Annotated in this window: 16 protein-coding genes; 12 read left to right on the plus strand and 4 right to left on the minus strand. The window is 69.5% G+C overall.

Features of this window, described 5'->3' with window-relative positions; genetic code table 11:
• Positions 1-46 precede the first annotated feature (46 nt).
• The 8 genes from F0415_RS09255 to F0415_RS09290 all read left to right on the plus strand — a co-directional run bounded on the left by F0415_RS09255 (position 47) and on the right by F0415_RS09290 (position 9811).
• Complete coding sequence (locus F0415_RS09255; protein WP_188310352.1) at positions 47-1051, plus strand: PAS domain-containing protein; 1005 nt, start codon at positions 47-49, stop codon at positions 1049-1051.
• A gap of 53 nt (positions 1052-1104) precedes the next feature.
• Positions 1105-2073 (plus strand): IS5 family transposase, encoded by a 969-nt coding sequence (locus F0415_RS09260; RefSeq protein ID WP_149860935.1) that lies wholly within the window; start codon positions 1105-1107, stop codon positions 2071-2073.
• Positions 2074-2183: 110 nt separating this feature from the next.
• Positions 2184-3773, plus strand: a complete 1590-nt coding sequence (locus tag F0415_RS09265; protein WP_246149927.1) for a putative bifunctional diguanylate cyclase/phosphodiesterase — start codon at positions 2184-2186, stop codon at positions 3771-3773.
• 66 nt (positions 3774-3839) lie between these two features.
• A complete protein-coding gene (locus tag F0415_RS09270) occupies positions 3840-4610 on the plus strand; it encodes an SDR family oxidoreductase (RefSeq protein ID WP_149860936.1) in 771 nt (256 codons plus the stop codon).
• A gap of 109 nt (positions 4611-4719) precedes the next feature.
• Positions 4720-5283 carry an elongation factor P-like protein YeiP gene (gene yeiP / locus F0415_RS09275; protein WP_149860937.1) on the plus strand — a complete coding sequence of 188 codons (564 nt, stop codon included), beginning with the start codon at positions 4720-4722 and terminating at the stop codon, positions 5281-5283.
• A 218-nt stretch (positions 5284-5501) separates the two neighbouring features.
• Complete coding sequence (nhaC, locus tag F0415_RS09280) at positions 5502-6989, plus strand: Na+/H+ antiporter NhaC (RefSeq protein ID WP_149860938.1); 1488 nt, start codon at positions 5502-5504, stop codon at positions 6987-6989.
• A gap of 29 nt (positions 6990-7018) precedes the next feature.
• Positions 7019-8500, plus strand: coding sequence for an amino acid permease (locus tag F0415_RS09285; protein ID WP_149860939.1), 1482 nt, complete (start codon positions 7019-7021; stop codon positions 8498-8500).
• A gap of 27 nt (positions 8501-8527) precedes the next feature.
• On the plus strand, positions 8528-9811 hold the full coding sequence (locus F0415_RS09290) for an amino acid permease (protein WP_149860940.1): 1284 nt from the start codon (positions 8528-8530) through the stop codon (positions 9809-9811).
• 18 nt (positions 9812-9829) lie between these two features.
• Here the strand turns inward: F0415_RS09290 and F0415_RS09295 are convergent, their stop codons facing one another.
• The 3 genes from F0415_RS09295 to F0415_RS09305 form a co-directional block, all read right to left on the minus strand.
• Complete coding sequence (locus tag F0415_RS09295) at positions 9830-11377, minus strand: alanine/glycine:cation symporter family protein (protein WP_149860941.1); 1548 nt, start codon at positions 11375-11377, stop codon at positions 9830-9832.
• A gap of 82 nt (positions 11378-11459) precedes the next feature.
• Positions 11460-12758 carry a DNA recombination protein RmuC gene (locus F0415_RS09300; RefSeq protein WP_149860942.1) on the minus strand — a complete coding sequence of 433 codons (1299 nt, stop codon included), beginning with the start codon at positions 12756-12758 and terminating at the stop codon, positions 11460-11462.
• A gap of 74 nt (positions 12759-12832) precedes the next feature.
• The gene (locus F0415_RS09305) at positions 12833-13150 is read right to left on the minus strand and encodes a high-potential iron-sulfur protein (RefSeq protein WP_210244177.1); all 318 of its coding nucleotides are present in this window, start codon (positions 13148-13150) and stop codon (positions 12833-12835) included.
• Positions 13151-13277: 127 nt separating this feature from the next.
• Between F0415_RS09305 and F0415_RS09310 the strand changes: the two genes are divergently transcribed.
• The 4 genes from F0415_RS09310 to F0415_RS09325 are packed head-to-tail and all read left to right on the plus strand — an operon-like array spanning position 13278 to position 16151.
• A complete protein-coding gene (locus F0415_RS09310; RefSeq protein WP_149860944.1) occupies positions 13278-13913 on the plus strand; it encodes a methylthioribulose 1-phosphate dehydratase in 636 nt (211 codons plus the stop codon).
• On the plus strand, positions 13910-14467 hold the full coding sequence (locus tag F0415_RS09315) for a 1,2-dihydroxy-3-keto-5-methylthiopentene dioxygenase (protein WP_149860945.1): 558 nt from the start codon (positions 13910-13912) through the stop codon (positions 14465-14467). Before F0415_RS09310 ends, F0415_RS09315 begins: the two co-directional genes overlap by 4 nt.
• A 38-nt stretch (positions 14468-14505) precedes the next feature.
• A complete protein-coding gene (mtnC, locus tag F0415_RS09320) occupies positions 14506-15201 on the plus strand; it encodes an acireductone synthase (protein ID WP_149860946.1) in 696 nt (231 codons plus the stop codon).
• Positions 15198-16151, plus strand: coding sequence for a C13 family peptidase (locus F0415_RS09325; RefSeq protein ID WP_149860947.1), 954 nt, complete (start codon positions 15198-15200; stop codon positions 16149-16151). Before mtnC ends, F0415_RS09325 begins: the two co-directional genes overlap by 4 nt.
• On the opposite strand, the gene F0415_RS09330 is transcribed toward F0415_RS09325, so the two are convergent.
• Positions 16117-17769 carry a calcineurin-like phosphoesterase C-terminal domain-containing protein gene (locus F0415_RS09330; protein WP_246149928.1) on the minus strand — a complete coding sequence of 551 codons (1653 nt, stop codon included), beginning with the start codon at positions 17767-17769 and terminating at the stop codon, positions 16117-16119. The genes F0415_RS09325 and F0415_RS09330 overlap by 35 nt on opposite strands.
• Positions 17770-17774 lie beyond the last annotated feature (5 nt).

Consider the following 17774-nt stretch of genomic DNA (forward strand, 5'->3'; position numbering starts at 1 on the left):
CCGGTGTATGCTCGGGCCAGGATCCGACCTCGAACCCGCGCCAGGCATGGGCCCTGACCGTCCCGAGAAATCCCCGGAACACACGGACGCCGGGCCGGCCGTCGGCGAGGCCGGCCTGCTGGCCCGGCTGGAGGCGCTGGTGGCCGCCGGAGAAGGCGCCGACCCGGCCCTGCTCGGCGCCCTGCTGGCGGAGCTGCGGCAGCTGCGCGGGGAGGCCGAGCGCCAGCGTCGTCGTTATCTCAACCTGTTCAACGCGGTACCGGACCCGGTCAGCATCCTCGACCAGGAAGGTCGCATCCTGGACCTCAACCGGGCCGGTGAGCGCGCTTACCAGCGCCCGCGCGAGGAGATCGTCGGCAAGCTGGTACACGTGCTGAACCCGGACCTGCCGCCCGACCACATGGGGCCGGTGCTGGAGGCGCTGCACGGCGGCGACACCTATGTGGTGGAAGTGAACAACCAGCGCGGCGACGACAGCCGGTTTCCGGTGGAAGTGCATTCGGCGCTGTTCCACGACGGTCCGCACCAGTACATCATCGCCGTCGCCCGTGACCTGAGCCGCCGGCGCGAGGCCGAGCAGAACTACCGCGACCTGCTCGATGCCATGGACAAGGGCGTGGTGTTCCAGGGCGCCGACGGCTCCATCCTGTCGGCCAACGCCGCCGCCCACCGGCTGCTGGGAATTCCCGAAGGTGGCGACATCGTCCAGGACCTGCGCTGGCAGGACTGGCTGGTGGTGGACCACCGCGGCTGGCCGATCGGCTTTCACGAGATGCCGCCGATGCGCGCCCTGGCCAGCGGCCGCATCGTCGAAAGCACACTGCTCGGCCTGTACCATCTGGGACGCCGCCAGCTGACCTGGGTCAGCGCCACCTCGGTGCCGCAGTTCCGGCCCGGCGCCGAGCGTCCGCATCAGGTGATCTCGCTTTTCTCCGACGTCACCGAGCTCAAGCGCGACAGCGCCCTGTTCCTGCGCACCCAGGCCTTGGCCCGGATCGGCGGCTGGGAATGGGACGGCGGCCGCCAGCGCCTGTACCTAAGGAAACTCTGAACAAATCAGCCTGACTGGGCGACAATAGCGCACCGTATCTGGAAAGACGATCGATGCAGCTGACGTTCGGTGACGCCGAGGACCTGGGCCAGCGCAAGCAGACGCGCCGGGAGCTGTTTCTGGCCGAGATGGAGCAGGTGGTGCCCTGGAAGGCGTTGTTGGCGCTGATCGAGCCGCACTACCCGAAGCGGGGCCGTCCGGGCCGCCAGCCCTACCCGCTGGTGGCGATGCTGCGCATCCATTTCCTGCAGCAGTGGTATGCCCTGAGCGACCCGGCGATGGAAGAAGCGCTTTACGACACGCCGGTGATGCGCCGGTTCGCCCAGCTGGGCGGGCTTGCCGATATTCCCGACGAGACCACGATCCTCAATTTCCGCCGTTTGCTCGAGCGCCACGGCCTGGCCCGCAAGATCCTGGCGAAGGTCAATGCGCACCTGTCGCGCCAGGGCCTGAGCCTGCGCGGCGGGACGATCGTGGACGCGACGATCATTGCCGCGCCGAGCTCGACCAAGAACCAGGATGGCGAACGCGACCCGGAGATGTGCCAGACCAAGAAGGGCAACCAGTGGCACTTCGGGATGAAGGCGCATATCGGCGTGGACGATGAATCGGGGCTGGTGCACCACGTGGAATGCACGGCGGCGAACGTGGCGGATGTGACCCAGATGCACAAGCTGCTGCATGGGCACGAGGAGACGGTGTGTGGCGACAGCGGCTACACCGGGGCGGACAAGCGCGCCGAGTTGCAGCATGTTGATGCGGGCTTCCTGATCGCGGAGAAGCCGTCGAAGCTGCGGGCGATGAAGAACAAGCGCGACCGCCACTACGCCGCGCGGTGGGAGCACTACAAGGCCAGCGTGCGCGCGAAAGTCGAGCATCCGTTCCGGGTGATCAAGCGGCAGTTCGGCTACACCAAGGTGCGTTACCGCGGGCTGGCGAAGAATGCGGCGCAGGTGTTGACGCTGTTCGCGTTGTCGAACCTGTGGATGGCGAGGCGACGGGTGTTGCAACCGACGGGATAGATCCGTCCGATGGACGGGAAACCCGGTAGAAAACGGCTCGAAATGGCGTTGATTTGGTCAAACCGAGCCTGGTCGGGCGCTCGACGCTGAAATCAAGCGGTCAAGGCGCGTTGATCAGACCTTCCCTAACCGACGAGGCCCTGCGCATCATCGGCCGCAGCGACGACCCGCCGCGCAGCCTGGAATCGGTCATGGAGCAGATTGCCGACGAGGACCGGCAACGGGTCCGGGAGGCGGTGGAAAGCCTGGTGCGCGACGGCGGCGCCTTCGACCTGGAGGTGCGCCTGCGCCGGGCCAGCGGCGAGTTGCGCTGGGCCAGGCTGATCGGCCAGGCCGAGGGCCGGGCGCCCATGACCACGCGCATCACCGGCACCCTGCAGGACATCACCCAGCGCCGGCAGATCGAGGAAGCGCTGCGCAGCCAGGCGCGCACCGATCCGCTGACCGGGCTGTACAACCGCGACGGCATCCTGGGCGAGCTGGAACGCCGGCTGGGCGACGCTCGTGACGGCTGCACGGTCATCTACATCGACCTGGACCGCTTCAAGCTGGTCAACGACCTGCTCGGCCATGCCGCCGGTGACCAGCTGCTGATCAGCGCCGCGCGCCGGCTGGAGCGCTGCGTTGGCGAGGATGGGCTGCTGGCGCGGTTCGGCGGCGACGAATTCCTCGCCGTGGTGGACGATGCCGGCCGCGACGCGGCCGAAACCATCGCCGCGCGCATCACCCAGGCGTTCAGCGAAGGCTTCCGTTACGCCGGCGAGGAGTTTTCCATCACCGCCAGCGTCGGCCTGGCCCGGCATCCCGAGCATGGCCGCACCGTGCAGCAGCTGGTGAACAACGCCGACGCCGCGATGTACGACGCCAAACGGCGCGGCCGCAACACCTGGCAGGTGTTCACCCCGGAACTGGAGCGCCAGCAATACGACCGGGTGCAGGTGGAAGCGCAACTGCGCCGGGCCCTGGACAACGACGAGTTCCGCCTGGTCTACCAGCCGCTGGTGTCGCTGGACGACGGCCGAACCTTCGGTGCCGAGGCGCTGATCCGTTGGCACAGCCCGAGCCTGGGTGAACTGCCGCCGGACCGCTTCATCAGCCATGCCGAAACCACTGGCGACATCGTCCACATCGGCGCCTGGGTGATCGGTGCGGCCTGCCGGCAGATGGCCGACTGGCGTGGTGCCGGCCTGATGCCGTCGCGGGTGGCGGTGAACGTGTCCTACCGGCAGTTCCTGACCGAGGACCTGCCGCAGATCATTGCCCGCGCCCTGGACGAGCACGGTCTGCCCGGCTCGTCCCTGGAACTGGAATTCACCGAACGGGTGCTGATCGAGGACGCCCCCGACACCCTGCGCACCTTCCAGGCGCTGCGCGAACTGGGCGTGGTGCTGACCATAGACGACTTCGGCGAGGGCTACAGCGCCCTGAACTACCTGCGCCGGCTGCCCATCCACGGCCTCAAGCTCAGCCAGGCCTTCCTGCAGGGCGTGCCCGGCAATCCCTCCGATGTGGCGATCTGCCAGGCGGTGGCCGGCATTGCCCGCAGCCTGGGGCTGGAGGTGGTGGCCGAAGGGGTGGAGAACACCGCCCAGCGCACCTTCCTGCTGGACCTTGGCATTCACCTGGGCCAGGGCTTCCTGTTCGCCAAGCCGCTGAGTCCCGACGAGTTCGCCGCCCATCTGCGCCGGCAGGGCCGCTGAGCGGCCGCTCGCGGGCGCGGTCCCGGCTCCGGTAAGATTCCCGGCTTTCCGCACCCGGGAGTCCCCATGCAGCTTTCCGATACCCGCGCCGTGGTCAGCGGCGGCGTCTCCGGTCTGGGCCTGGCCGTGGCCCGGCACCTCGTGGCCGCCGGCGCCAGGGTCGCCCTGCTGGACGTGAACGACGACAAGGGCGCCGCCGCCGTCGCCGAACTCGACCAGGAGCGCGCCCGTTACTGGAAGACCGACGTCACCGACGAGGCCCAGGTCGCCGCCACCCTGGCCGCCGCCCGCGACTTCATGGGCGGCCTGAACGCAGCGGTGAACTGCGCCGGCATCCTCGGCGCCGGCCGTGTGCTGGGCAAGGAAGGCCCGATGCCGCTGAAGAACTTCACCGCCACGGTGATGGTGAACCTGGTCGGCAGCTTCAACGTCGCCAAGGCCGCGGCCGACCTGATGCAGCACAACGCGCCGGGCGAGGACGGCGAGCGCGGTGTGATCGTCAACACCGCCTCGGTGGCCGCCTACGAGGGCCAGATCGGCCAGGCGGCCTATTCGGCCAGCAAGGGCGGCGTGGTCGGCATGACCCTGCCGATGGCGCGCGAGCTGGCCCGCTTCGGCATCCGGGTGAACACCGTCGCCCCGGGCATCTTCTGGACGCCGATGGTGGACGGCATGCCCGAGGCGGTGCAGCAGTCGCTGTCGGCCTCCATCCCCTACCCCTCGCGCCTGGGCCGGCCGGAGGAGTTCGCCGACCTGGTGGCCTACATACTCTCCAACCGCTACCTCAACGGCGAGACCATCCGCTTGGACGGCGCGGTGCGACTGGCGCCCAAATAGGTTCTTTCCGGCCCTCCCGTGCCGGCAGGGCCTAACCGCATGCGTGACAACCGTGCCCCCGGCCGGCGGTCCTTCCGCCCACGGAGAGGCCGAAGGCAGGAATCCGAAAATGAAGGCTGCAGAGATCAGGAAGGGCAACGTCGTCGAATACAACGGCGGCGTCTATCAGGTGCGCGACATCGAGCGCAGCTCACCGCAGGGCCGGGGCGGCAACGTCCGCTTCCGCTTCACCCTGTACAGCGTGCCCGGCGGCAACAAGCTGGACGCCAGCTTCGATGCCGACGACGAGCTGCGCGAGGTGGAACTCCTGCGCCGCCAGGCCAGCTTCTCCTACAAGGACGGCGAAGCCTTCGTGTTCCTCGACGACGAGGACTACACGCCCTACCAGCTCGACGCCGACGCGGTCGGTGACCTGGCCGGCTACATCACCGAGGGCCTGACCGGCTGCTACGTGCAACTGATCGACGAAGTGCCGGTGGCGGTGCAGTTGCCGGCCAACGTCGTGCTCGAAGTCGTGGACACCCCGCCCGAGCTCAAGGGCGGCACCGCCACCAAGCGGCCCAAGCCGGCCCGGCTCAGCACCGGCATCGAGATCATGGTGCCGGAGTACATCGCCAACGGCGAGAGAATCCTGGTCTCCACCGCCACCGGCGAGTACGCCGGCCGCGCCTGAGCGGCGCCACCGGCGCCGGCACCCGGCCATGGGGCCCTGCCCGCCGGAACAGCCATCCGGCGTCTTGCCTGCCGGTCCCGCAAGACCAGCAGGCGCCGGTGTCCGCCCGCGCGCCGTCCATACCCCGGAGGATGCCGGGGGAATATGCCATCGGTCCTGCCTCACAGGCCGGCCTGCTCGGGTACACTCGGCCGATACCTCTGGGGAGAGAGCGCTAGATGTCCGAATCCTCGCCGGCCCGCGGGGCCCGTGAGCCGAGCCTGTGGCAGGCCCTCCTGCCTCTGGTCGTCCTGTTCATCCTGCTGGGCCTGTCGGTGTACCTGTATGCCGACAACTCCTCCTACGGCGCCAACCAGATCGCCCTGTTGCTGGCCGGCGGCGTCGCCGCCCTGATGGGCCTGCGCAACGGCATGCGCTGGACCGACATCCAGGACGCTGTCAGCCACGGCATCGCCATTTCCACCAGCGCCATCCTGATCCTGCTCGCCGTGGGCGCCCTCATCGGCACCTGGATCCTCTCCGGCGCGGTGCCGACGCTGATCCACTACGGCCTGTTGCTGATGCACCCGGCCTGGTTCTATCCGGCGACCTGCCTGGTCTGCGCCATCACCGCCCTGGCCATCGGCAGCTCCTGGACCGTGGCCGGGACCCTGGGCGTGGCCCTGATGGGCGTGGCCCAGGGCCTGGGCCTGGACCCGGCGATCACTGCCGGTGCGGTCATCTCCGGCGCGTATTTCGGCGACAAGATGTCGCCGCTTTCGGACACCACCAACCTGGCGCCGGCCGCCGCCGGCAGCGAACTCTTCTCGCATGTCCGGCACATGACCTGGACCACCCTGCCCTCGCTGCTGCTGGCCCTGGCCGGCTTCGGCCTGCTGGCGGCCGGAAGTGATGCCGGCGCGACCCGGGCAGGCTTCGACGACCTTTCGGCGGAGATGGCCAAGGTCTTCGCGCTCGGGCCGCACCTGCTGATTCCGCTGGTGGTGGTGTTCGTGCTGGCCATCCGCCGTTTTCCGGCCTATCCCACCATCCTGGTCGGCGCCCTGCTGGGCGCGCTGTTCGCGGTGCTGTTCCAACCCGAGGCGGTCGTACGCCTGGCCGGCGACGAGACGCTGTCGCGGCCGATGGCCCTGCTGTCCGGCGCCTGGACGGCCTTGTTCGACGGCTACCGGGGCGAAAGCGGCAACGCGGCGGTGGACGAGCTGCTCAACCGCGGCGGCATGGCCAGCATGCTCAACACGGTCTGGCTGATCGTCTGCGCCATGGCCTTCGGCGCCGTGATGGAAAAGACCGGATTGCTGGAGCGGCTGATCCGCAGCGTGCTGAAGCTGGCCCGCTCGACCGGCTCGCTCATCGTCGCCACCCTGGTCACTGCCTTCGGCACCAACGTGCTGGCTGCCGACCAGTACCTGGCCATCGTGCTGCCCGGGCGAATCTACCGCTCCGAGTACGAGAAGCGCGGGCTGGCGGCGGTCAACCTGTCGCGCGCGCTGGAGGACGCCGGCACCATCACCTCGCCACTGGTCCCCTGGAACACCTGCGGCGCCTACATGGCCGCCACCCTGGGCGTGGCAACCCTCGACTATGTGCCCTACGCCCTGTTCAACCTCGTCAATCCCGTGCTGGCCGGGGTACTGGCCTACGCGGGCTTCAAGATCCTCAGGATCGAGCCGGCCGGCGCCGTCGCCCGGCGCGGCGAAGCCTGAGCCCATCCACCGCCACCCTGGAACCGTCCATGTTCAAGAACCTGTTGATCGTCAAGCCCGTGACACCCTCGCCACACGTGGACGCGGGCGAGCCGGTGGAAGGCAGCCTGCAGGGCGAAGCCGGCCTCAAGCGCGTGCTGAGCGCGCGTCACCTGGTGCTGCTGGGCATCGGCGCCATCATCGGCGCCGGCATCTTCGTCATGACCGGCCAGGCCGCTGCCAACCACGCCGGGCCCGCCATCATGCTCAGCTTCGTGCTGGCCGGCCTGGCCTGCGCCTTCGCCGGCCTTTGTTACGCCGAGTTCGCGGCCATGATCCCGGTCTCGGGTAGCGCCTACAGCTACACCTACGCCACCCTCGGCGAGGCGGTGGCCTGGTTCGTCGGCTGGAGTCTGGTGCTGGAGTACCTGTTCGCCGCCTCGGCCGTGGCGGTGGGCTGGTCGGCCTACACCATCAGCCTGATGGAGAACCTGGCGGGCATGGCCGGCATCGACTGGACCTTCCCCAGCGTGCTGGCCAGCGCGCCCTTCACCTACGCCAACGGCAAGATCGTCGCCACCGGCAGCCTGTTCAACCTGCCGGCGGTGCTGATCGTCGGCGCGGTCGGCGTGCTGTGCTACATCGGCATCCGCCAGTCGGCCACGGCCAACGCCATCATCGTGGCGGTGAAGATGGCGGTGATCCTGGCCCTGATCGGCTTCGGCGCGCAGTACGTGAACCCCGACAACTGGGTTCCCTTCATCCCGGAGAACGAGGGCGGCGACCGTTTCGGCATCGAAGGCGTGCTGCGAGGCGCCTCCATCGTGTTCTTCGCCTACATCGGCTTCGACGCGGTCTCGACCGCAGCCCAGGAAGCCAAGAACCCGCAGCGCGACATGCCGATCGGCATTCTCGGCTCGCTGGTGGTATGCACCCTGATCTACATCCTGGTCTCGGCGGTGCTGACCGGCATGATGCCCTACACCGAGCTGGGCACCGCCAAGCCGGTGGCCACCGCCCTGGAGCCCTACCCCGCGCTGTCCTGGCTGAAGCTGGCGGTCGAGGTCGGCGCCGTGGCCGGCCTGAGCTCGGTGATCCTGGTGATGATGATGGGTCAGCCGCGCATCTTCTTCGCCATGTCCCGCGACGGCCTGCTGCCCAAGGCCCTGGGTGCCGCCCATCCGCGTTTCGGCACGCCGCACAAGGCGACGGTGCTGGTGGCCCTGGTGGCGGCCTTCCTGGCGGCCTTCTTCCCGCTCGGCCTGCTGGGCGACCTGGTCAGCATGGGCACCCTGCTGGCCTTCGCCACCGTCTGCATCGGCGTACTGGTACTGCGCCGCACCCGACCGGACCTGCAACGCCCATTCCGGGTGCCGTTCGCGCCGGTGGTGTGCGTGCTTGGAACCCTGTCCTGCCTGGCCCTGGTGTTCTTCATGGGCTGGTACAACTGGGCCCTGCTGGCCGCCTGGACCTTCGTCGGCTTCTGCATTTACTTCGGTTACGGCTACCGGCACAGCAAGCTGCGCCAGTAAGCACCGGCGGCGCCGGCGCCATCGGCCGTGACCGTCCGCAAGATCGGCCCCGTGTTGGCGACCTTCGTGGTCGCCAACAACATGATCGGGTCCGGCTTTTTCCTGCTGCCGGCCTCGCTGGCAGGCCAGGGCGGCGTCACCGCGCTCAGCTGGCTGCTGGGCACGGTGATCGCGGTTGTGCTGGGCGCGGCATTCGCCCGTCTGGCTCGCGACCATCCCAGGCTCGATTGCCCGGACGACTACGTGCAGCCCGCGCTCGGCCGCGACATGGGCTTCCTGGCCACCAGCCTGTACTGGGCGGCCTCCTGGATGGGCAACAACGCCATCGCCGTGGCAGCGTTCGGTTACCTGGTCACGCTGCTGCCGATCGACGGCGGCGACGCCGGCTGGCGCATAGCCGGTCAGCTGGCGCTGATCTGGCTTATGTTCGCCGTCAATCTGCTCGGACCGCGCAAGGTCGCGGCCTTCCAGTCCTTCTGCGTGGTGTTCGGCCTGCTGCCGGTGGCGGCGGTGCTGGTCGGCGGCTGGACGCACTTCGACCCCGGCCTGTACTCGGCGGCCTGGAACGTCACCGGCCGCCCGGACCTCGCCGTGGTGCTGTCGAACCTGGCACCGGTGTTCTGGGCCTTCGTGGGCCTGGAGACCGGGGCCATGGTGGCCGGCATCGTGCGCGACCCCGACCGGAACGTGCCGCGGGCAACCCTCGGCGGCATCCTGCTGGCCGGTCTGGTCTACCTGCTGTCCTCGGTGCTGGTGATGGGCATCGTGCCGGCCGCCGAGCTGGCAGCCTCCAGTGCGCCCTTCGCCCTGGTCGCCGCCCGGATCTTCGGTCCCTGGGCGGCCGCGGCCGTTGCCGCCGCCGCCGCGCTCAAGGCCACCGGCACCCTCGGCGGCTGGATGCTGGTGTCGGGCGAGTCCGGCGCCCGCGCCGCCATGCGCGGCTACCTGCCGGCGCGTTTCGGCCGGATGCTGGACAACGGCGCGGCCGGCTGGGGCCTGCTGTTCGTGGCGACCGCCATGTCGGTCATCGCCATCCTGACCCTGGCCCCGACCGTGTCGCGCCAGTTCGAGATCATCATCGGCATGGTGGTGCTGCTGGTCGTGCTGGCCTACGTGGCGGCGGGCCTGAGCCTGCTGGTCGGCGCACCCGGACGCCGCTCGGGCCCGCGGGAGAGACTGCTGGGGCTGGGCGCCCTGCTGGCCTGTGGTCTGCTGATCTTCAGCTCGCCCGCGTGGATGATCGGCGGCGCCCTGGCGGTGACCCTGCTGGCCTGGCTGCTGTTCCGCGCCTTCGGCGCACGACCCGCCTGAGTATCGCTCCGAAGCGCGTCACGAGCCGTCGCTGGGGCGGATCTCGCCGGAAGCGAGCCTGGCCTGATAGTCGGCCAGCTTGCGCCGGAGCACCGGCAGCAGCAGGTAGACGCCGATCAGGTTGGGAATGGCCATGATGAACATCAGGCCGTCGGCCAGGTCCACGATGCTACCGATGCTCATCGTGCAGCCAACCACCACCATGGCCAGGTAGAAGAACTTGAAGCCGTACAGCACCAGCTTCGACTCGTTGGCCAGGAAGCTGGCCGCCTTGGCGCCGTAGTAGGCCCAGGTGATGGTGGTGGAGAAGGCGAACAGCAGCACTACCAGGGTCAGGGCGTAGGGCAGCCAGCCGGCGACGGTGGCGAAGGCGTTCGAGGTCAGGGCCACGCCGTCGGCGCCGCCGACCACGTGCTGGTTGGTCAGGATGATCACCAGGGCGGTCATGGTGCAGATCACCACGGTGTCGATGAAAGGTTCCCACAGAGCGACGAAACCCTCGGTCATGGGCTCCCGGGTCTTGACCGCGGCATGGGCGATCGGTGCCGAGCCCAGACCGGCCTCGTTGGAGAAGGCCGCCCGGCGGAAGCCGACGATCAGCGCGCCGATCACACCGCCCTGCACGCCCTGGGCGGTGAAGGCGCCCTCGAGGATGGTCATGAAGGCCGCCGGCAGCTGCGGCAGGTGCAGCAGGATCACCGCCAGCGCACCGAGCATGTAGATGCCGGCCATGCCGGGCACCAGCCGGGCGGTGACGCTGCCGATGCGGGTGATGCCGCCGACCACCACCAGGCCGGCCAGCACCGCGTAGACCAGGCCGAACAGCCAGCCGCGGCCCTCGAGCGCGCCACCGCTGATGTTGGCCAGCTGCGAATAGGCCTGGTTGGCCTGGAACATGGCACCCGCGCCGATCGCGCCGGCCATGGTGCACAGCGCCACCACCACCGCCAGCACCAGGCCAAGGCCGGCCAGGCGCGGGTAGTTTTCGGCGATGCCGCGGCGCAGGTAATACATTGGGCCGCCGGACACGGTGCCGTCCGGTTTTTCCAGGCGGTAGATCACGCCCAGCGAGCACTCGGCGAACTTGGTGCTCATGCCCAGCAGGCCTGCCAGGATCATCCAGAAGGTGGCGCCGGGGCCGCCGACGGTGATGGCGACGGCCACGCCGGCGATGTTGCCCAGACCGACCGTGCCGGATACTGCCGACGTGAGGGCGCGGAAATGGCTGACCTCGCCGGCGCTGTCCGGGTCGGCATACCTGCCGCGGATCAGGTCCAGGCCATGGCGGAAGCCGCGGATGTTGATGAAGCGGAAATAGATGGTGGTGACCAGGCCGCCGAGGATCAGCCAGGCGACGATCAGCGGGAACATCACCGGCGCCTCGTCCGTGCCGCCGACCCGCACTTCGTAGAAGATCGCTCCCGAGATGGCATCGGCCACCGGGCGGACCGCGGCTTCGATGCGCTCGTCCAGACTCGGCGCCGCCGGCGCCGGCGCCTGCGCCATGGCCAGACCGGCAAGGGACAGCCACAGAACGGCCGCCGCCAGGATCGTCTTCACCTTCATCGTTCCGGGTTCCCCGTGGACAAACGAAGGGGCAGCCTAACCCGGACCGGCCCCGGGGTGCACGGCCGGAGCGCGACCGGGCTCAGCGAACGGGCGGAGGCGGCGGCAGGAAGTCGGCGCCCACGTCGCCCTCCCTCTCGTCTTCCGCTTCTCCCTCGGCGGCCGCGGCGGCCTCCAGGGCCGGCGGCAGCTTCTTGCCCGGCGCCACGCCCAGCTTGCGCAGCATCTCTACCTGCCGCAGCAGGTTGCCGCGACCCTGGCTGAGCTTGGCCAGGGCGTCGTCGTGGGCTTTCTGCGCCTTGGCCAGGGCCTCGCCCACCCGGGCCAGGTCCTCGGTGAAGCCGACGAACTTGTCGTACAGGGCGGCGCCACGTTCGGCGATGGCGCGGGCATTGCGGTTCTGGGCCTCCGTGCGCCAGAGCTGCGCCACCAGCCGCAAGGAGGCCAGCAGGTTGCTGGGCCCGACCAGGATGATCTTGCGGGCGTAGGCGTAGTCGTAAAGATCGGGATCGCGACGCAGGGCCTCGAGGAAGGCGGCCTCGACCGGCACGAACATCAGCACCAGATCCGGGCTGTTCAGCCCGTGCAGGCGGCTGTAGTCCTTCTCGCCGAGCTGGCGCACGTGGTTGCGCAGGGCCTGGGCATGCCGGGCCAGGTGCTGTTCGCGCTCGGCCTCGGCCACGTCGCCGCAGGCGCGCTGGTAGTCCAGCAAGGCCACCTTGGCGTCAATCACGATCTGCCGGTCCTCCGGCAGCAGCAACAGCGCATCGGGGCGGTAGCGCTCGCCGTGCTCGTCGCTGAAGCTTTCCTGGGTGAGGTACTGCTGGCCCTTTTCCAGGCCGGCGCTTTCCAGCAGGCGCTCGAGCTTGAGCTCGCCCCAGTAGCCCTGGGTGCGGTTGTCGGCGGTCAGGGCGCGGGTCAGGCTGTCGGCCTCCTCGGCCAGTTGGCGGTTGAGCTCGAACAGCTGCCGCAGCTCGGCCTGCAGGCCGGCCCGCTCCTTGCCTTCCTTCTCGTAGGCGTCGCTGACCAGCTTGCGGAAATCGCCTATCTGCTCGCGCAGCGGATTGAGCAGCTGGCCCAGCTGGCTGGCGTTCTGCTCGCTGAAACGGCGGGCCTTGTCCTCGAGGATCTCCTGCGCCAGTTGCTGGAACTCGACCTTGAGACGGTCGCGGGCCTGCTCCAGGTCGCGATAGCGCTGCTCGGCGGCGCGGCTCTGCTCTTCCAGGCGGGTGCGCAGTACGGCCAGTTCCGCCTCGCGCTCGCGCCGGCCGGCTTCCCTGGCCTCGTCCAGCCGGGCCCGGCCCAGCGCGATCGCCGCCAGTCCAGTGGCGACCAGCCCCAGCAGCAAGCCAAGCAGGAAAGACGCGGTATCGAATGACAAGGCCTACCCCGGCATCGGCGACGGATGCCGGGGATTCTAGGCGCTGTCTGTCTCAGGCGCCGAGACTGGCGCCATCAGGCGGCCTTCTTGGCCCAGGCGCTGCACCAGGCCTGGGCCGGCACCTTGAAGCCCGGGAACAGGCTGCAGGCACCGGTGGCAGCGGTGAAGAACTGGCAGTTGGCGCAGTTGCTGCCGGGCTTGTACGAGGGATGGCTGACCTTGCTGGCATCCTCGGCATAGGCCAGGGCCTTGGCCGTGGCGTTGTCCGGCGGCAACGGCTTGAGCTCCTGCGCCCGGGCGGTGCCGATCATGCCGGAGGCCAGGAAGGGCACGGCGGCCAGCAAGCCGGCCCTGACCAGGAATCCGCGGCGGGAAACATTGACGCTGTCCATCTGCATGCTCCTTGGCTGGCGGAGGGATCTCCGCTGGCTGCGGCGCAGTCTACGCCGTTGCGGTGAATGCAGCGTTGATGCAGATCAAGGCCCCGGCGGCGGATGTCATGGGCTAGACTTCGCGGCCATGAGCCCCCTTCCCTACGACCCGGCCCGGCTGGCCGCCCGGGCCGCCGAGATCGTCGCCGCCACCCGCGAGCTGGCCGCGCTCGGCTGGACCCCGGCCACCAGCAGCAACTTTTCCATGCGCCTGGACGCTGGCCACGCCGCGATCACCGTCTCCGGCCGCGACAAGGGCCGGCTGACCGAGGCCGACATCATGGTGGTGGACCTGGAGGGACGACCGGTGGCCACCCACCACCGGCCATCGGCGGAAACCCTGCTGCACACCCAGCTCTACGCCCGGTTCCCCGATCTGGGCTGCGTCTTGCATACCCACTCGCGCACGCAGACGGTGGCCTCGCGCCTGTTCGCCCGGCAGGGTCATGTGCGTCTGGCCGGCTACGAGCTGCTCAAAGCCTTCGCCGGCAACCGGACCCACGATATGGCGATCGAAGTGCCGGTACTGCCCAATTCCCAGGACATGCCGGCGCTGGCCGCGCAGGTGGAACGCCTGCTCGACGCCGGCCCGCTCTGGGGTTACCTGATCGACGGTCACGGCCTGTATGCCTGGGGCAAGGACATGGCCGAGGCCCGTCGCCACCTCGAGGCCTTCGACTTCCTGCTGGCCTGCGAACTGGAGCTTAGGAGACTGCAGCCATGAGCCGACTCCGGATCTTCGACGATTCCGACCCTTCCGTTCCGTTGTCGGTGAGCACCGACCTGGCCGAGATCGCCGCGCGGCTGAAACCCATCGGCGTGCGCTTCGAGCAATGGCAGGCCGGCGCGCCGGTGCGGCCGGGCGACGGCCCCGAGCAGGTGATGGCCGCCTATCGCGCCGACATCGACCGGCTGGTAGCCGAGAACGGCTTCAAGACCGTGGACGTGGTCTCGATTTCGCCCGACAGCCCCAACAAGGAAGCAGCCCGCGCCAAGTTCCTGGACGAGCACTACCACAAGGAAGACGAGGTGCGCTTTTTCGTGGCCGGCTCGGGCCTGTTCTCGCTACACGTGGACGGCAAGGTCTACGAACTACTGTGCGAGGCTGGCGACCTGGTGGGCGTGCCCGACCGCATGACCCACTGGTTCGACATGGGCCCGCAGCCCAGCTTCGTCGCCATCCGCTTCTTCACCGAGCCCGACGGCTGGGTCGGCCACTTCACCGGCACCGACATCGCCCAACGCTTCCCGAGGTATGAACCCGGGCAGGCGGCATGAGGGGTTTGGCCGCGTGGATCCGCGGCCAAGAAACCACCATGAAACACATCCTCACGGACATTGAAGGAACGACCAGCAGCATCTCCTTCGTGAAGGACGTGCTGTTTCCGTATGCGCGACGTGCCCTGCCCGGTTTCGTGGCCGAGCACGGCCACGAGCCGGAGGTGCGGCACTGGCTGGACCAGGTGGCGGCCGAGAACGGCGGCCTGTGCCAGGACGCGATGATCGTCGAAACCTTGCAGGGCTGGATCGACCAGGACCGCAAGCACACCGCGCTCAAGGCCCTGCAGGGCATGATCTGGCGCTGGGGCTACGAGCACGGCGAGTATCGTGCGCACTTCTACCCGGACGCTGCCGAGGCCCTGCGTCGCTGGCACGCCGCCGGCCATGTCATCAGCGTCTACTCATCCGGTTCGGTGCCTGCCCAGAAGCTGTTTTTCGCCCATGCCGAGGGTGGCGACCTGAGCGGTCTGGTCTCGCACTGGTTCGACACGGAAATCGGCGGCAAGCGCGAGGCCGGTAGCTACCGGTGCATCGTCGACACCCTGGGCGTGCCGGCCGGCCAGGTGTTGTTCCTGTCCGACGTGGTCGAAGAGCTCGACGCCGCCCGCGATGCCGGCCTGGACACCGTTCTGCTGGACCGCCGCCAGGATTACCCGCGGCCGCGCCTGGACGAGGCCTGCCATGGCCATCGCCGGGTCGAGGACTTCTCCGCCATCCGGCCCGGGACATGACCGGGCGCCTCCGCCGCTTGCCGTTCGCTGGCGCGCTGATCCTGGCGCTCTGCGGCTTCGGGCCGATGCCGGAGGACGAGGCCCGCCTGCGCCAGGCGATCGCGGCGCTGCAGCCGCAGCGGCCGGGCGTGCCGGATCTCTACGTGCTGGCGGTCGCCGGCGACGGCAGCGAGCAGGTGTTCCGCAACGAAGCCCTGCACCTGCTGGCGCTGGCCCGGACCCGGCTGGGCGCCGACGGCCGCGCCCTGGCCCTGGCCAATCACCCGCCGCAAGCCGGCGTGCCCACCCTGCCGCTGGCCAGCATCGACAACCTGAAACTGGCCCTGGCCGGCATCGGCGCGCGCATGAACCCGGGGGAAGACCTGTTGTTGCTCTACCTGAGCACGCACGGCACCGAGGAGCACCGGCTGTACCTGAACGCGCCCGGCCACGGCGAACAGCTGCTGGCCCCGGATACGCTGCGCCAGGCCCTGGACCAGGCCGGCATCCGCCACCGGGTGCTGGTCATCTCGGCTTGCTATTCCGGCGGTTTCATCCCGGCCCTGCGCGGTCCGGACAGCCTGGTGCTGACCGCGGCCCGGCGAGACCGGCCCTCGTTCGGCTGCGGTACCGATTCGGTGGCGACCTATTTCGGTCGCGCCTGGCTGGTGGACGGGCTGAACCACAGCCTGGACTTCGAGGCCGCCTTCCTCGCCGCCCGCCGGCAGATCGCCGCGCGCGAACGCGAAGAGGGCCTGCTGCCCTCGCAGCCGCAGATGGCCCACGGCGCAAGGATCGGCGAGCGCCTCGCGGCCTGGCGCGACTCGTTCACACCCGGCCCGGCACTGGCCTATGCCTGGAAGGAGCCGGAGCCCAAACCCGTCGCGCATGCGGCCGGCCAGACCCGCAAGACCGATCAGCGGGTCCGGCGGGAGTTCAGGGCGAAACCGCCTGCAGGCGATAGGCGCTGACCGCGCGCAGCTCGCGGCCGTGGTCCGGGAAGGCTCGCACCTCGATCCGGTGCTCGCCCTCGGCCAGGCCGGTCGGCAAGGTGGCCCGCCACAGGTGCGTGGAGGCAACCGCTTCCGGTGAGCGGTCGAAACTGCGCAGGCCGTCGGCAAGGTCATCCAGCACGTTCTGCACCAGAAGGCGCGGGTCCGGCCGTTCGACCCGTTGCATCGGCTGCCACGGGCCCTCGCCGATCCGGTACTCGACCCGGGTACCGGCATGGCCGTCATACACGTTGGCGTACACGCCAAAGGCCGGGTAGGCGCCCTGGCGCAACACCCGCGGCGCGTGCAGGCCGATGCCGCCAGTTTCGGCCGGATCCGCCGGCCGCCAGCGCAGACGGTAACGGTCCGCGTCCACGACCAGTTCCGCCCAGCCGCGCGGGGTCCCGTCGGCCATGGTGGACACCGGCACGCCGTCCGCGCCTGCGACGCCGCTCCAGAAGGCGCCGCAGGCGGCGCCGGCGTTGAACTCGTGCAGCGGCGTCGCACCCTGCCAGCCGTCGTCGGCGTCATGCCAGTACTGGCGCTGGACATGACCATGGGCGCTCAGCAACAGAACCCGCGGGAAGTCCTTCAGCAAGGCGAACAGGCGCTCGCGGTCGCCCCGGCGAAAGCTTGGCCGCGCCTTGTCCGGTTCGTCGAAAAAGGGGATGTGCGCCGCCAGCACCAGCAGGCGATCGCGCGGCACGGCGGCCAGGTAGGCCTCGAGGAAGGCGAACTGCTGCTCGCGCAGGCCGCCGATGTAGGACGGCGAACGGCCGGGCCGGTAGATGACGTCGTCCAGCAGCACGAACACTGCCTCGTGTTCTTCCCAGGCATAGGTATCGGGACCGAAGGCGGCACGATAGCTGCGCAGCGAGTCCTCGTCGCTGTCGGCGTCGAAGTCGAGGTCGTGGTTGCCGGGCAGGTGCAGCCAAGGCACTCCCACCTGCGCCATCGCCGCCTTGATGCGCGGATAGAGCGACAGATCGTCGTGAACCACGTCGCCCAGGGTGAGGCCCAGGTCGATCAGGTCCGCCCGCGCCGCCGGGGTCGCCGGGGCGCGACCCTCCCGATCGGCCCCGCTCGCCCGCCCCTGAGCCCCGTAGGCGGCGATGAGCGGAGCGATGATGCCGCGCTCGAAATGCCCGGCCTGGATGCCGTCGCGCGGCTGCGGATCGGCCATGACGATGCCGCGCAGCCGGCCCGCAGGCCGCGGGTCGCGCTGCAGGGCGAAGTTGCGGCAATCCGGAAACGCGGCTGGAATGCCGCCGTACTTCAGGTCCGGACCTGGCTGGCGCTGCACATGCCGCCAGAACGCGGGCAGGCCGTCGGCACCGGCCGGGAAGCGGTAGCCGGCCGGCTTGATCACGAAGACCGTGCGGCCATCCTCCACCGGCAGGTGGTAGGCGCCCCGGGCATCGGTGCGCTGGATGCGCCATCCGTCCGATACCGCCACGCCCGGCAACGGCCGGTCGCCGGCATCGAAACGGCCGTCGCCGTTCACGTCCTCGTATACGTGGCCGGAATTGCAGGGCGGCGGCAAGGCCAGCGCCGGCAGGGCAAGCAGCAGGCAGGAAACCAGCAGAAGCGGACGCATGGACA

Source organism: Arenimonas fontis, from assembly GCF_008386465.1.
Classification (GTDB): domain Bacteria; phylum Pseudomonadota; class Gammaproteobacteria; order Xanthomonadales; family Xanthomonadaceae; genus Arenimonas; species Arenimonas fontis.